Origin of the sequence: Nocardiopsis sp. FIRDI 009 (genome assembly GCF_003386285.1) — a bacterium.
In the GTDB taxonomy this organism is placed as follows: domain Bacteria; phylum Actinomycetota; class Actinomycetes; order Streptosporangiales; family Streptosporangiaceae; genus Nocardiopsis.
Genome location: NZ_QPNC01000019.1, coordinates 241,273 through 255,859, shown reverse-complemented (window position 1 = coordinate 255,859; position 14,587 = coordinate 241,273). Strand labels below are relative to the sequence as shown.

Sequence of the window (14,587 nt, the reverse complement as noted above, 5' to 3'; positions counted from 1 at the left end):
ATGGTCATGCCCCTGGTCGTGACGGTCCTGTCAGTGGTGCTGGCGGTCGCGTTCGCCGTGACGGGCGGCGCGAAGGCCATCGGTTCGCGAAGGCTGCTCGACCGGGTCTCCTACCTGCCGGTGGGAGCGGGCGTCCTGCGCGCGGCGGGACTGGTGGAGGTCGCGGGCGCGGTGGGTCTGCTCGCCGGTGCCCGCCTTCCCCCCGTCGGCCTGGCCGCCGCCGCGGTGCTCACCGCGCAGTCGGTGCTCGCCGTCACCGCGCACGCGTGGGCGCTGCGGGGGCGCGAGGCCCCGGTCGCGGCCGCGGTGCGGATCCCGGCCACCTACACGGGAGCGCTCGTCCTGCTGCTGGCCTGTCTGCTGGTGTGGACCTGACGGCCGCGCCCGCGCCCCGGGAGGGGGCGCGGATACCCGGAGCGTTGTGGTCGGTGGGCCGTGGAGTTCAGTCGAAGGTAGAGGGCGTCAGGTACTCGGGGACGACGACGCGCGAGCGGGGTGAGACGCGGCGCACCAGGGCTGTGAAGTCCGCGACGCCCATCCCCGATCCGGTGCCGTCGACGGGCGGGTTGGTCAGCTCCCGCTCGAAGTGGTCCCAGTGGACGGGGACCACGGTCCGGGGGCGGTCGAGGGCCTCCAGCAGGCGGGGCACGTAGTCGTGGGTGCTGGAGGTGGAGGGCAGGGCGATCATGGCCACGTCCGGTGCCAGGCCGCGGACCGCGCGTTCGTCGAAGTCGCTGGCGCCCATGAGGAAGGCGGAGGGGCCCGAGGCGGGGGTCAGGTGGAAGGCCAGGGTGTCGCCCTCGGGCAGGTCGGCGATGGTGGCCGGGGTGTCCGGGACGCCGACGCGGATGCCGGGGAAGAGGACGGAGTGGTTCCTGTTGCGGCTGTGCAGTGAGCGGACCACCTCCACGACGTCGCCGCCGAAGTCGAGCACCTCGCCTCCGCGCACCGGGGACAGCTGCGCGGCGGGCACCCCCATCGCCTGGGCGACGTGGTAGGTGGTGAGGGTGCCCAGGACGCGGGCGCCGGTGGTGGTGGCGATGTGCGGGACGTCGCCGAAGTGGTCCCAGTGGGTGTGGCTGACCAGGATGAGCCCGTCCTCGCCGATGTCGGCGGTGTGCTCGTCCACGGTGGCGGTGTCGACCGTGAGCGGGGTGGCGGGGTCGAAGCTGCGGCCTTCCTGGAAGATGCCGGTCTCGAAGCGGGTGAGGTAGGGGTCCACCAGGATGGTGCGCTCGGGCAGGTCGACGCGCCATCCGCTGGTGCCCAGCCAGCGGAAGGTGGGGCCCTGGCCGCGAGGTGGTGCGGCGGTGGCCGAGGCCGACGCCGCGCTGGTGGTGCCCGCCAGCAGGGGTGTGAGAGCGCCACCCGCCACGGCTCCGCGCAGGAATCCCCGTCGTCCGATCGTCATGTTCGTCTCCTGGTCTCTGGCCGGGGTCGGTCGAACGGCGCACAGTCGAACACGGGCTCCGACCAGGCGTCCAATAACCGGGACGCGTCCGGTGACAGGCGAACGCCTATCGGTCGCGGTCAGACGGACGCGGTGGTGGGAGGGTCCGTCCGGGATTGGTCGCGCAGACGCTCCACGGCGCTGCGGGCGGCCCGGCCGAGCGCCAGGTCGGTCTCCAGGGGAGGGTGGTCGGGGTCGGTGACGGTGGCGGAGACGGCCACGGCGTAGCGCCGTCCGTCGGGGTACTCGACCACGCCCGCCTCCTGGCGCAGTCCGGGCAGGGTTCCGGACTTGGCGCTGACGCGGGTGGGAGGCGGAAAGCCCGAGGCGATGCGGGCGCGGACGAGCTGGCGGGCCATGAGGGCGCGGACGAAGGCGCAGGCGTCGGGGGGCGCGGCCCGGTCGGTCCAGATCAGGCTGAGCAGGAGGGTGAGGTCGCGCATGGAGCCTGAGGTGGCGCGGGCGGGGTCGTAGGTGCGTGGGAGGTGGAGGGCGGGGCCGTCCCCGGTTCCGGAACCGTCCATGAGGACGTGCAGGAGGCTGCGGGGGCCGCCGGTGAAGCGGGTGTGGTCCAGGCCGAGTTCCTCGGTCAGCAGCCGGACCGGTTCCACGCCGATCCGGTCCACGATCAGGTCGGCGGCGGTGTTGTCGCTGACGGTCATGGCCAGGGACGCGCAGTCGCGCAGGGAGAGTTCGACGTCGTCGGCGAAGTCGGCGATGCCGGTTCCGCCGAGCCGGTCGGCGCGGCGGGCGACGACCCGCTCGGCGGGGTCGATCCGGCCGGTGGCGGCCTGGCGGGCGAACTCCAGGACGATGAGGATCTTGGCGACGGAGGCCAGGACGACGGGTTCGTCCGCGCGGTGCGCCACCTCCGCCGTGCCGTCGATCTCGCGGACGTGCAGGCGTGGGGCGGGTGTGTCGGTCGTGGTCACCGAGCCACGGTAGCGGGGGCGCAGGTAGGGTCGGGCCGTGGATCTTGGACGTCATCTGCGGTACTTCCTGGTGGTCGCGCGGGAGGGCCACTTCGGGGACGCGGCGCTGGAGTTGGGGATCGCCCAACCCGCGCTCAGCCAGTCGGTGCGGCGGTTGGAGGCGGAGCTGGGGGTGACCCTCTTCGACCGGTCGCGGCGCCGGGTCGAGCTGACCCAGGCCGGGCGGCTGCTGGTCGACCAGGCGCGCGAGGTGGTCGCCGGTGAGACCCGGCTGCGGGAGACGATGCGGCGGGTGCGCGACGGCGAGATCGGCACCCTGCGTGTGGGCGTACCGCCGGGGACGTCGGCGGTGGCGCTGCGCGGGTTGTTGGAGGGGATGGCCGAGGCGGCGTCCGGTCTGGACGTGGACGTGTGTGAGATGGCCGGTGCCGAGCTGGTGCGGTCGCTGGGTGAGGGGTCGGTGGACACGGGCCTGGCGACGGCGCCGTTCGACGGTTCGGGGCTGGTGAGCGAGCCGGTGCACCGGGTGGCGCTGGGCGCGGTGGTGCCGCGCGGAGCGCCGTCGGCGGGTGCCGGTGCGGTGGCCTTGGCGGATCTGGCCGGATCGGATCTGGTGGTGGAGCCGCGCGCGGACGCCCCGGAGTGGTTCGAGCGGATCCTGGCGGTGTGCCGGGAGCGGGGGTGGGTGCCTCCCCGCGTGCGCGAGGCCGGGGACGCGGAGTTCCTGTTGGGGCTGGTGCTGGCGGGACGGGGGGTGGCTCTGGCGGCGGAGGCCACCGCGGCCCGGGAACCGCGCCTGACCTGGCGTCCCCTGGAGGGGGAGCCGCTGCACCGGCGTACGGAGGCGGTCCGTCCCGACCGGGGCGCCCACCCGGCGGCGTCGGTGTTCGCGCGGGTGGCGGCGCGGGTGCTGGCCGATCCCCCCGACCGGGTGGGGTCGGTGGCCGGGGAGGCCGGGGGACGGCCGTGGTCCCTGGTGTACGGCGGGGGTCCGCTCACCCTTCCCGGTTAGCGGCACGCGCGGACGCCGCGCCGCCCTCCGATGGGTTCGTCCGTCCTTCTCTCCTCCGGGGCCGGCCGCGGTCACCTCCCATGGCGCGACGCGACGGCGTAGGGTCGGGGAGAGATCAGGACAACGACCCCGAGGTGTTCGGTATGACCTAGGTCCGTGCTCCCCCGTCGCTTCTTCGTCCACGAAACCCCACGACGAGGAAGAGACCCCGAGATGAACGAGACCACACCGCCCGTCGCCGTGCCCGCGGCGCTCGCCGAGAGCGTCACCGGCCTCTTCGGTCCGGAGTGGGCGGCGGCCCTGCCGAAGCTGACCGCGCGCCAGTGCGACCGGTGGGGGCTGCGCCCCGACGGCCCGGCCATGCACGGCGTGGTGGCGCTCGCCCTGCCCGTCCGGCGCGCCGACGGCACCCCCGCCGTGCTCAAGATGCAGCCGGTGGACGAGGAGACCGCGGGTGAGCCCGTCGCGCTGCGCGCCTGGGCGGGTGACGGCGCGGTCCGGCTCCTGGAGCACGATTCGGGCAACGGGGCCATGCTGTTGGAGGCCCTCGACTCCTCCCGCTCCCTGCTGGACGTGGGACTGCCTGAGGCGTCGACCGTGATCGGGAGGCTACTGGCGCGCCTGAACGCCCACCCGGCCCCCGCGGGCCTGCCGGGGCTGGGGCCGGTGACCCTGGACCTGGCGGAGCGGGCCGACCGGCTGGCCGCCGTGCGTGCGGGAGGTGACCGGGACCGGCTGTCGGACCTGGCCGCGCGGGCGCGGGAGGTGGCTGCCGATCCGGGTGACCGGCTCCTGCACTGGGATCTGCACCACGGGAACGTTCTGGCCCCGCTGCCCGGTTCGGGGCGGGACGCGTGGCTGGCCATCGACCCCAAGCCGCTGGCTGGCGACCCGGCGTTCGAGTTGCTGCCCGCGCTGTTCAATCGGTGGGAGGAGACGGTGGCCACCGGTGACGTTCGCCGTGAGACGCGCCGCAGGTTCGACGCGCTGACGGAGGTGGCGGTCCTGGACCGTGACCGCGCCCGGGCGTGGACCCTGGTGCGGGTGCTCCAGCAGTGCGTGTGGTGGGTGGAGGACGAGCAGGACGGACTGCCGGACGCGCACGTCGCCGTCGCCGACGCGCTGAGCGGGTGAGGGGTGCGCCCCGCCGGGTGGCGGGCGGACCCCGCCGTCCGGCGCTGTACCGCGCTGACCTGGGACGCCACAATGGTGACCCACGTCACCACCGATACCCGGAGGCTCCCATGACGGACCCCGTCCGCCCCCCGTTCGACCCGGAGCTGGCCGCCGCCCTGTCCGTGATCAACGAGAACGTCCCGCCCTCCCTCACGCCCGACATGATCCCCGCCGTTCGTCGGCAGAGGGCCGAGGCCCTGCCCGGCCGGGTCCCCGCGGACCTGACCCTGGGCGGGGCCTTCACCGAAGAGCCGCACACCGCGCCGGGCCCGGAGGGCGCGCCGGAGGTGCCCCTGATCGCGTGGCGGCCCACCGGGGTCCCCTCCCCCACCGGGGTGCTGTACTGGATCCACGGCGGCGGCATGGTGCTGGGCACCCACAGGGGCGAGGAGATCCCCCTGCTGCTGGAGTACGCGCGGGAGCTGGGCGCGGCCCTGGTGTCGGTGGACTACCGGCTGGCGCCGGAGAACCCGCACCCGGCGCCCGTGGAGGACTGCTACGCGGGGCTGGTGTGGGTGACCGAGAACGCGGAGAAACTGGGGGTCGATCCCGACCGGGTCGTGGTCGGCGGTGCGAGCGCGGGCGGCGGCCTGGCGGCGGCGACGGCGCTGCTGGCCCGTGACCGCGGCGGACCCAGGCCGGTCGGGCAGCTGTTGCTGTACCCGATGCTGGACGATCGCAACGACACCGTCTCCGCCCACCAGATGGCCGGTGTGGGCCTGTGGGACCGGGTCTCCAACCAGACGGGCTGGGGTGCGCTGCTCGGCGAGGCCGCGGGCGGACCGGACGTGCCCCCCTACGCCGCCCCGGCCCGGGCCGAGGACCTGTCGGGGCTGCCCCCGGCGTTCCTGGACGTGGGGTCGGCCGAGACGTTCCGAGACGAGGTGGTGGAGTTCGCCTCACGCCTGTGGCGGGCGGGGGGATCCGCCGAACTGCACGTGTGGCCGGGCGGGTTCCACGGCTTCGACGGGTTCGCGCCCCAGGCGGCGTTGAGCCGGAGCGCGGCGGCGCAGCGGCTGCCGTGGCTGCGCCGGGTCATGGGGACCTGAACCCCGCTGAGCAGGACTGGGGGAGAATACGCACATGAGGGAGCTGCTGGGCAGGATCACGGCCTTGGATCCGGAGGCGGGCGCGGCCGTCAGGGTGATCACCTACTTCGACTCCCTGGCGGGCGCGGGGGTGGAGCCGATCGTGCGGGGCGCGGCCGTTCTGACCGGTCTGCCCGCCGGGTTCGTGGACCCGGAGCGCGCGGTCGCCGTGCGGGTGTGCCCGGACGGCGCGGTGGACCGGGGGGTGTCCGGACCCGACGCGTCCTGGTGCTCCGTCCGGGTGGGTGAGGGCGGCGGCACGCTGTGGCTGGAGCGCACCGGCGATCCGGGCCCGGTCGAGGCCGTGGTGCTGGACCGGGGCGCGGCCGCTCTGCGTCTGCACCTGGAGCTGACGGGTCCGAGGGGCGGTGACCGTGAGACGCTCGTCCAGGTGCTGGTCGACGAGCGCGTGGCCGCACCGATGCGGCTGCGCGCCGCCAGGAGGTCGGGGATCGACGCACGCGCCCGGGTCCGGGCGGTGGCGGTGTACGGCGAACGCGCCCGGGTGGTGGCCGAGCACGAGGCGCCCGTGGACGGGGCCGAGCGCGCGGGGGTGGGGCCGGTGGTGGGTGTGGTGGACCTGCCGGGGTCGTGGCGGGACGCCACGCGGGCGCTGCGCTTCACCGCCGAGGGTAGGGGCGTGGATCCTGGGCCGCGTGTGGTCCGCGCCGAGGAGCTGGGGGGTCTGCTGGTGCTCGCGGACGCGGTCGGCCGGGGGTGGGAGCCGGTGCCCGACGTGGTGGCCCTGGAGCGCGTGGCGCACGGCGGGGCGGCGTCGTTGGAGGTCCTGGAGGCGGTGGCGGCGGCGCCCAGCCTGCGGGCGGCCGCCGCCGTGCTGGGGATGCACCACTCCACCGTTCAGGAGGGTGTGGCCCGGGCCGAGCGGGTGTTGGGGTGGCCGGTGCGGGACGTGGCGGGACGGTTGCGCCTCCAGGTCGCGCTGGCCCTGCGGCGGTTGAGCCGCACCGCCTGACCGCCCGGTCGGTGCTCCTAGCCCGGCGGCTCGGCGACGGTGACGCCCAGGGCGGCCAGGATCGTCCCGGCCTGCGCGGGGGCGATGGTGGCCCCGCGCAGGTGACCGGCTTGGTCCAGGGTGGGCTCGCCCAGGTCGGCGCCGCGCAGGTCGGCCCCGGTGAGCTTGGCGCCGACCAGCCCGGCGCCGCGCAGCCGGGACTCGACCCACACCGTCTGGCGCAGGTCGGCGGCGGCGAGGTCGGCCTCGTCCAGGCGCAGTCCCTCCAGGGTCCGTCCGCGCAGGTCGATGCCCTTGCACCGGGCGAGCATCAGGTTGCAGTGCGCGAAGGTGTAGCCGACGCCTCGCAGAGGGGTGAGCCCGGCGCCGGTCAGCCGGCAGCCGGTGAACACCGCGTCGGTGAGCAGCGCGCGCTGCCAGCGGGTGTTGGCCAGGTCCACGCGCTCGAAGCGGGTGTCCGGGCCGTCCGCCCCGGCGAACGACGCCCCGGCGGCGCTGCCGCCCTGGAAGCGGGCCCCGTCCAGGAGCGCGTGATCGAGCCGGGCGCCGTCGAGTCGGCAGTCGGTGAAGACGGCGTCGGCCAAGTCGGCCTGACGCAGGTCCGCCTCGGTCAGGTCGCAGCGGACGAACGTGCGGGCTTGGGGCAGGGCGCGCCGGTCGACGCCGGACAGGTCGGCGTCGACGATCTCGTTGCTGGTGTGTTCGGTACTCATCGCGCGGACCCTAGCGGCCCCCGGTGACGTTCGGCGCGGCGGCGCGCTCAGTCGCGGAGTTTGAGGGCCAGGAACAGGTCGACCCGGTGCTCCAGGCTGCTCAGGTCGCGCCCGGTGAGTTCCTCGACCCGGCCGATGCGGTAGCGCAGGGTGTTGACGTGGACGTGCATGGCCGCCGCGCAGCGCTGCCAGGAGCCGGAGTGCTCCAGGAACTGCTCCAGGGTGGAGACGAGTTCGGAGCGGTGGTCGCGGTCGTAGGCGATGAGCGGGCCCAGCAGGCGTTCGCGGTAGGAGGACTGGACCTCCTCGGGGACGGAGGCGAGCAGGAGTTCGTGGGAGTCGATCTCGGCTCCGGCGATCACGCGCGAGCGGCCGCCGCGCAGCTCGGCCAGGCGTCGGGCGTGGCGTGCCTCCACGGCCGCGCCGCGCAGTTCGGACACCCCGTGGGCGGCGGAGCTGAGGCCGAGGGCGATGCGGTAGTCGAGCAGGCCGCCCTCCAGGACGCGGGCCCTGCGGACGAGGCGGGCGCGGATCTCCTCGCCGCCGCGCCGGGGGTCGGCCCCCTCGGGGACGGGCACCACGGCCAGGGAGTCGGTGTCGCCGGTGACCACGGCGCCGGGCCAGTCGGCGACGAGTTCGGTGAGCACCCGGCGGGTGAGGTCGGGGATGCGGGGTTCGGGCATCATGACGGCCCGGACCACGACGCGGCCGCGCTCGGCGAAGTCCTGGTCGGGGCCGAGCCCGCTCAGCAGGGCCCCGGCCTCGTCGAAGCGCTGGGCGGCCAGCAGTCGGGGCAGGCCCTCCAGGTGGCGGGCGTCGGTCAGGGCGCGTTCCTCCCTGCGGCTGCGCGCGAGGACGGCGACGGAGACGAGTTCGGCGACCGACTCGTGCTCCTCCTCGGTCCAGGCGGCCTGGTCTCCCACGCACACGAGCAGCCAGGTGGCCAGGGGGTGGGCCTCCTTGGTCTGGACGGGCAGGACGGTGACGACGGCGCCGTCGCCGCCGGGCAGGCGCACGGTGCGGGGGAAGGTCGGCCAGGTGAGCGCCTTGGCGGCGAGCCACTCGCTGGCGTCGGGTGACAGGGGGGCGCCCGAGGAGGCGACTCTGCGTCCGGTGGAGGAGATCACCCAGGCGGTGATCCCGGCCTGGGTGGCCGCCCCGGCGAAGACCTCGGCGAAGTCGGCTCCGGCGGCGACCTCGGCCATGACGCGGCGGTGCCGGTCCCGGGTCTCGGAGATGGTGGTGAACCGGTGCTGGGTCAGGGCGCGCAGGACCTCCTCGGTGACCGCTCCGAAGGAGGTCTCCGAGGGCACCTCGATGAGGGGGATGTCGTGGGCGCGGCACGCCTCCACCAGGTCGGGCGGGATGTCGCCCAGGGCCGTTCCGGCGCCGAGGGCGACGGCGCCCGCGCTGGCGATGGAGGAGACGAAGGTCTCGGAGTCCTCTGGGCGGGTACGCCACATCATGCCGGTGAGGATGAACTCTCCGCCGCGCAGGTAGCGGGCGGGTTCGAGCAGATCGGTGGTGTAGAACCACCGCACGGTGCGGTGGGCGTGCTCGGCTCCGGTCAGAAACCGCAGGTGCAGTCGCTTGACGGCGAGCAGCTCACTGATCTGCATGAACGTTCCTCTGTTGCTTGTGGGGCGGGTGGTCCCAGTGGACGGTACGTGATCTTTTCCGGGAAGTGGCGCCGCCTGGTGGCCACCCGGAGATCGGGAGGTGTTCGCCCAGACGTCACTTGTAGGAAAATCCCAACGATAGTGGCCCGTTTCACTGGCAGTTCATGTCTTTACGTGCTAGTAGGGCCCAGCTCGTCGGTGGTGTACTTCACATCACTACCGGATTACCCAGGAGTTGTGCACACCTTCCGACGTCCAACCAACTCCGTGGCGAGCAACGAGGACAAGTATGGAATTCCTGAGTCCCTCCACACTGGAGGAGGCGCTCGAGGCCAAGAGCGCCCACCCTGACGGGGTGCCCATCATGGGCGGTACCGACGTCATGGTGGAACTCAACTTCGACAAGCGGCGCCCCGAGACCCTGATCGACCTGGCCCGGATCCCCGAGTTGGCCGAGTGGGGTCCCGACGGCGAGTACACCCGCCTCGGTGCGGGCGTGCCCTACACCAGGATCATCGAGAACCTGCAGAAGCAGGCCCCGGCCCTGGCCAGGGCCTCCCGGACGGTCGCCTCCCCGCAGATCCGCAACCGGGGCACGGTCGGCGGCAACCTCGGGGGCGCCTCCCCCGCCGGTGACACGCACCCGCCGCTGCTCGCCACCGACGCCGTGATCGAACTGGCGTCGGTGCGCGGCCGGCGCACGGTCGCCGCCCGCGACTTCTACCTGTCGTTCCGTACGACCGCCCTGCAGCCCGACGAGCTGATCACCGCGATCCTGCTGCCCGCGCCCAAGGGGCCGCAGCAGTTCCTCAAGATCGGCACGCGCAACGCGATGGTGATCTCGGTCGCGGGGTTCTCCCTGTCCCTGGACGCGGAGAACCGGACCGTGGGCACGGGCCTGGGCTCGGTCGGCCCGACGCCGATGCGTGCCGAGGCCGCCGAGGAGTTCCTGACCGCCGAGTTCGACTGGGAGAGCGGCTCGGTGCCCTCGGAGGCCACCGTGCGGCGCTTCGGCGAGCTCGTCGCCTCGGCCGCCCGCCCCATCGACGACCAGCGGGGCAGCGCCGACTACCGCAAGCACTCGATGTCGGTCATGGCGCGCCGCGCGCTGAGCTGGTCCGTCACCGAATACCGGAAGGGAGCCACGCGATGCGCGTGAACCTCAACGTCAACGGCGAGGACATGACCGCCGAGAACGTCTGGCCGGGCGAGAGCCTGCTGTACGTGCTCCGTGAGCGACTGGGCCTGCCGGGCAGCAAGAACGCCTGCGAGCAGGGCGAGTGCGGATCCTGCACGGTCTACTTCGACGGTGTGACGGCGTGCTCGTGCATGATCGCCGCCGGGCAGGCCGAGGGCCGCCGGATCCGCACCGTGGAGGGCCTGGCCGAGGAGTCGGGCAAGGGTTCGGACAAGAAGCTGGACACGGTCCAGGACGCGTTCGTCGAGGCGGGCGCCGTCCAGTGCGGTTTCTGCACCCCGGGCCTGCTGGTGCAGACCGACGACCTGCTGGAGCGCACCGTGGGCCAGGGCAAGCCCGCCCCGGACGACGCGGAGATCCGCGAGGCGCTCGCGGGCAACCTGTGCCGCTGCACGGGGTACGAGAAGATCATCGACGCGGTGCACCTGGCCGCCGAGCGTCGGGCGGCCTCCGGGAGCAACGCATGAGCCGCACGATCGTCATCGAGGGGGCCCACGTCGTCACGGTGGACGGCGCGGAGTACGCCGACGGGCACGTCGTGGTCACCGACGGCCGGATCAGCGCGGTCGGCGCGGGGCCGGCGCCCCAGGCCCCGGGGGCCGAGCGGATCGACGGTCGCGGGTGTCTGGCCACCCCGGGCCTGGTCAACACGCACAACCACCTGTACCAGTGGGCCACACAGGGTCTGTTCGCCGACGGCACGCTCTTCGAGTGGCTGGTGGGTTCCTACGAGATCTGGCACCGGCTGGACGCCGAGGTGGTGTCGGGGACGACGAGCGCCGGGATGGCCCACCTGGCCCTGTCCGGGTGCACCACCGCCTCCGACCACCACTACATCTACCCCTCGGGCCGCGGTGACATCGTGGCCGCCGAGGTCGAGGCCGCCCGGGAGGTGGGCATCCGCCTGGATCTGGCCCGCGGGTCGATGGACCGGGGACACAGCGCGGGCGGGCTGCCGCCGGACAGCGTCGTGGAGACCACCGACGGCGCCCTGGAGGGTACCGCGGCCGCGATCGACGCCCACCACGACGCCTCCCCGGAGTCGATGACCCGCGTGGCCGCGGCTCCGTGCTCGCCGTTCTCGGTGAGCCGGGAGCTGATGGTCGGCGCCGCCGAGCTGGCGCGCGCCAAGGGCGTGCGGCTGCACACCCACCTCGCCGAGACCCTCGACGAGGAGGCCCAGTGCCAGGCCGAGTTCGGGTGCACCCCCGTCGAGTACGCGGAGAAGCTCGGCTGGCTCGGTGAGGACGTGTGGTTCGCCCACGCGGTGCACCTGTCCGACGCCGCGATCGCCCGCATCGCGGCCACCGGCACCGGCGTCGCGCACTGCCCGACCTCCAACGCCCGTCTGGGCGCGGGGATCTGTCGGGTGACCGAGCTGCTGGAGGCGGGGGCCCGGGTGGGCCTGGGCGTGGACGGCCCGGCCTCCAGCGAGCTCACCGGCCTGGCCGGTGAGATGCACCAGGCGCTGCTCATGGCCCGCGCCCGCAGGGGCCCGCAGGCGCTGAGCGCCCGCCAGGCGCTGGAGATGGCGACCCTGGGCGGCGCCCGCGTCCTGGGCCGCGACGCCGAACTCGGTTCGATCACCGTGGGCAAGGTCGCCGACATCGCCCTGTGGCGGGTGGACGGCTTCGGCTACGACGTGATCGACGACCCGGTGGTGGCCGCGGTCTTCGGCCCCACCCCTCCCCTGGAGCGGCTCCTCGTCGGCGGGAACACCGTCGTCGACCGTGGCCAGCTCCGCACCCTCTCCGCCGACACCGCGGCCGCGCGCGGTCGAGCCGCGCACCGCGCCCTGCTTCAGGAGGCGAGCCTTTAGATGGCGACGACGACCACCCGGACGGTCACGGACCTGTCCAGCACCACCAAGGACGGGCTGGGCTCCAGCCCGCTCCGCCCCGACGGCACCCTGAAGGTGACCGGGGAGTTCGCCTACTCCTCGGACATGTGGATGGAGGACATGCTGTGGGGGATGACCCTGCGCAGCCCCCACCCGCACGCGAGGATCCTGGGCATCGACATCACCGAGGCGCTCAAGGTCCCCGGGGTGGAGGCCGTGCTCACGCACGAGGACGTTCCCGGGGCCAAGCGCTACGGCCTGGAGTACAAGGACCAGCCGGTGCTGGCCTTCGACAAGGTGCGCTACAAGGGTGAGCCCGTGGCCCTCGTGGCCGCCGACCACCCGGAGACCGCCCGGCGCGCCATGGAGCGGATCAAGGTCGACTACGAGGTGCTGCCCCCGGTCAGCGACTCGCGCCGGGCCGCCCTCGACCCCGAGTACCCGCTGGTACACGAGGAGGGCACCCTCAAGATCCACGAGGAGTACCACCAGTCCGGCAACCGGGTCCGCTACCAGCCCATCCGCACCGGCGACTTCCGGGACGCGGCCGGGCGCAAGGAGGAGGAGCGGCGGGTCCTGGAGACCCTGCGCGCCCGGGCCGACGCGGTCGTGGAGACCGAGTACGAGGTCGGCATGCAGGACCAGGCGTTCCTGGGACCCGAGTCCGGTCTGGCCGTCCCCGAGGAGGACGGCGGCGTCCACATCTACGTCGCCACCCAGTGGCTGCACAACGACCTCTGGCAGATCGTGCCCTGTCTGGGCCTGCCCGAGGACAAGGTGCGGATGACCATGGCGGGTGTGGGCGGCGCGTTCGGCGGCCGCGAGGACCTGTCGATGCAGATCCACGGCGCCATGCTCGCCCTGCGCACCGGCAAGCCGGTCAAGATCGTGTACAACCGCGAGGAGTCCTTCTACGGCCACGTGCACCGGCACCCGGCCAAGATGCGGTTCGAGCACGGCGCCAAGGCCGACGGCACGCTGCTGTACGCCACCCTGGAGATCATCGTGGACGGCGGCGCCTACGCCTCGGCGACGCCCGCCGTGGTGGGTGTGGCCTCCTCGCTGGGGATCGGCCCCTACGAGGTGCCGAACGTGCTCGTGGACGCCTACGGGGTGTACACCACCAACCCGCCGTGCGGCGCGATGCGCGGTTTCGGCGCGGTCCAGGCGTGCTTCGGCTACGAGTCCCAGATGGACAAGCTCGCCGAGAAGCTGGGCATGCACCCGGTGGACCTGCGGATCAAGAACGCCATGTCGCAGGGCTCGAAGATCATCACGGGCCAGGAGCTGCACAGCCCGCTGCCGATGGCGGAGATGCTCCAGCGCGCCCGCGACCTGCCGATGCCGGTCGACCGCTCCGAGCTGCCCGACCCCGCCGACCTGCGCACCCTCCCGGGCGGCGTGGCCGGGACCACGCACGGCGAGGGTGTCGTGCGCGGTGTGGGCTACGGCGTGGGCCTGAAGAACCTGTGCTTCTCGGAGGGCTTCGACGACTACTCCACCGCGCGGGTGCGGCTGGAGATCGTGGCCGGTGAGCCGATCGTGCTCGTGCACACGGCGGCCGCCGAGGTCGGCCAGGGCCTGGTCACCGTCAAGGGCCAGATCGCCCGCACCGAGCTGGGTGTGGAGAAGGTGGTCATCAACCCGTCCGACACCGGGGTGGGTTCGGCCGGTTCCTCCTCCGCCTCCCGCCAGTCGTACATGACCGGCGGCGCGGTGAAGCTGGCCTGTGAGGCGGTGCGCGCGTCGGTGTTCGCGATCGCCCGCGAACGCGGTGTGGTCCCGGCCGACCGGCACGACGCGGACCTGTCCCTGGTGGGCGGCAAGCTGGTCTCGGCGACCGACGGTGTGCTGACGTCGCTGGCCGACCTGCTCGGCGACTCCGCCAGCGGCGGCACCGTGGTGGAGGAGACCCGCGAACACCACCACCGTCCGACCGAGATGCTCGACCCCGTCCTGGGCCAGGGTTCCTCCCACACCCAGTTCGGCATGTGCGTGCACCGCGCCGTGGTGGACGTGGACGTGGAACTGGGCCTGGTCAAGGTCGTGGCGCTGGACGCGGTGCAGGACGTGGGCAAGGTGCTGCACCCGCAGCAGCTGGCCGGTCAGATCCAGGGCGCCTCGACCCAGGGTCTGGGCCTGGCGCTGATGGAGGAGATCCAGGTCAAGGACAGCGTGATCCGGAACCCGTCGTTCACGGACTACCTGATCCCGACCATCCTGGACACGCCTCCGATGCGGATCGACGTCCTGGAGCACCCCGACCCGCACGCCCCCTACGGGCTGCGCGGCGCGGGTGAGCCGCCCACCCTGTCCTCGACCCCGGCGATCGTGGCCGCGGTCCGCGACGCCACCGGCCGTGCGCTCACGCACGCGCCGGTGCGCCCGGAGGACATCGTCGGCATCGAGCTCTGAGGCGGGCGGCGGGTGTGCGCCCGCCGCCCCCTCAGGGGGCGCGGCCGGTGGCCCGGTGGCCGCCGACCGCGCCCAGCCCCCCAGAACCGCCCGCCCCGGATCCGCCGGCGCCCTCGGCCCCGGGGCGGGTGCCCGGTAGGACAGCGTCGTCCTACACCTCCCATTGATTGG

At 73.7% G+C, this 14,587-nt stretch carries 13 protein-coding genes; 9 read left to right on the top strand and 4 right to left on the bottom strand.

Annotated elements, in window-relative coordinates; translation table 11 throughout:
* Positions 1 to 6: 6 nt before the first annotated feature.
* Positions 7 to 375 carry a DoxX family protein gene (locus DVR05_RS17335; RefSeq protein WP_157982467.1) on the top strand — a complete coding sequence of 123 codons (369 nt, stop codon included), beginning with the start codon at positions 7 to 9 and terminating at the stop codon, positions 373 to 375.
* A 67-nt stretch (positions 376 to 442) separates the two neighbouring features.
* Here DVR05_RS17335 and DVR05_RS17330 read toward each other — a convergent pair whose 3' ends face one another.
* Positions 443 to 1,411 (bottom strand): MBL fold metallo-hydrolase, encoded by a 969-nt coding sequence (locus DVR05_RS17330; RefSeq protein ID WP_116246927.1) that lies wholly within the window; start codon positions 1,409 to 1,411, stop codon positions 443 to 445.
* Positions 1,412 to 1,530: 119 nt separating this feature from the next.
* Positions 1,531 to 2,382, bottom strand: a complete 852-nt coding sequence (locus DVR05_RS17325; RefSeq protein ID WP_116246926.1) for a serine hydrolase — start codon at positions 2,380 to 2,382, stop codon at positions 1,531 to 1,533.
* Between the two features lie 37 nt (positions 2,383 to 2,419).
* On the opposite strand from DVR05_RS17325, the gene DVR05_RS17320 reads away from it, so the two are divergent.
* The 4 genes from DVR05_RS17320 (at position 2,420) to DVR05_RS17305 (ending at position 6,631) form a co-directional block, all read left to right on the top strand.
* The gene (locus DVR05_RS17320; RefSeq protein ID WP_116246925.1) at positions 2,420 to 3,394 is read left to right on the top strand and encodes a LysR family transcriptional regulator; all 975 of its coding nucleotides are present in this window, start codon (positions 2,420 to 2,422) and stop codon (positions 3,392 to 3,394) included.
* Between the two features lie 213 nt (positions 3,395 to 3,607).
* On the top strand, positions 3,608 to 4,528 hold the full coding sequence (locus DVR05_RS17315) for an aminoglycoside phosphotransferase family protein (protein WP_116246924.1): 921 nt from the start codon (positions 3,608 to 3,610) through the stop codon (positions 4,526 to 4,528).
* A 110-nt stretch (positions 4,529 to 4,638) separates the two neighbouring features.
* Complete coding sequence (locus DVR05_RS17310; protein WP_116246923.1) at positions 4,639 to 5,619, top strand: alpha/beta hydrolase; 981 nt, start codon at positions 4,639 to 4,641, stop codon at positions 5,617 to 5,619.
* Positions 5,620 to 5,653: 34 nt separating this feature from the next.
* Complete coding sequence (locus DVR05_RS17305) at positions 5,654 to 6,631, top strand: helix-turn-helix domain-containing protein (protein ID WP_116246922.1); 978 nt, start codon at positions 5,654 to 5,656, stop codon at positions 6,629 to 6,631.
* A 17-nt stretch (positions 6,632 to 6,648) separates the two neighbouring features.
* Here the strand turns inward: DVR05_RS17305 and DVR05_RS17300 are convergent, their stop codons facing one another.
* Together DVR05_RS17300 and DVR05_RS17295 are read right to left on the bottom strand one after the other, a co-directional pair.
* Positions 6,649 to 7,344, bottom strand: coding sequence for a pentapeptide repeat-containing protein (locus DVR05_RS17300; RefSeq protein WP_116246921.1), 696 nt, complete (start codon positions 7,342 to 7,344; stop codon positions 6,649 to 6,651).
* Between the two features lie 47 nt (positions 7,345 to 7,391).
* A complete protein-coding gene (locus tag DVR05_RS17295) occupies positions 7,392 to 8,963 on the bottom strand; it encodes a PucR family transcriptional regulator (RefSeq protein WP_116246920.1) in 1,572 nt (523 codons plus the stop codon).
* A gap of 289 nt (positions 8,964 to 9,252) precedes the next feature.
* Between DVR05_RS17295 and DVR05_RS17290 the strand changes: the two genes are divergently transcribed.
* Genes DVR05_RS17290 through pucD form a run of 4 tightly spaced genes read left to right on the top strand, consistent with a single transcriptional unit; the run spans position 9,253 to position 14,416 of the window.
* A complete protein-coding gene (locus DVR05_RS17290; RefSeq protein WP_116246919.1) occupies positions 9,253 to 10,122 on the top strand; it encodes a xanthine dehydrogenase family protein subunit M in 870 nt (289 codons plus the stop codon).
* Positions 10,113 to 10,628: a (2Fe-2S)-binding protein gene (locus tag DVR05_RS17285; protein ID WP_116246918.1), complete on the top strand. Its 516-nt coding sequence runs from the start codon at positions 10,113 to 10,115 to the stop codon at positions 10,626 to 10,628. The genes DVR05_RS17290 and DVR05_RS17285 overlap by 10 nt, the downstream gene beginning before the upstream one ends.
* Positions 10,625 to 11,980: an 8-oxoguanine deaminase gene (locus DVR05_RS17280; RefSeq protein WP_116246917.1), complete on the top strand. Its 1,356-nt coding sequence runs from the start codon at positions 10,625 to 10,627 to the stop codon at positions 11,978 to 11,980. The genes DVR05_RS17285 and DVR05_RS17280 overlap by 4 nt, the downstream gene beginning before the upstream one ends.
* Positions 11,981 to 14,416 carry a xanthine dehydrogenase subunit D gene (pucD, locus tag DVR05_RS17275; protein WP_116246916.1) on the top strand — a complete coding sequence of 812 codons (2,436 nt, stop codon included), beginning with the start codon at positions 11,981 to 11,983 and terminating at the stop codon, positions 14,414 to 14,416.
* Positions 14,417 to 14,587: the final 171 nt, after the last annotated feature.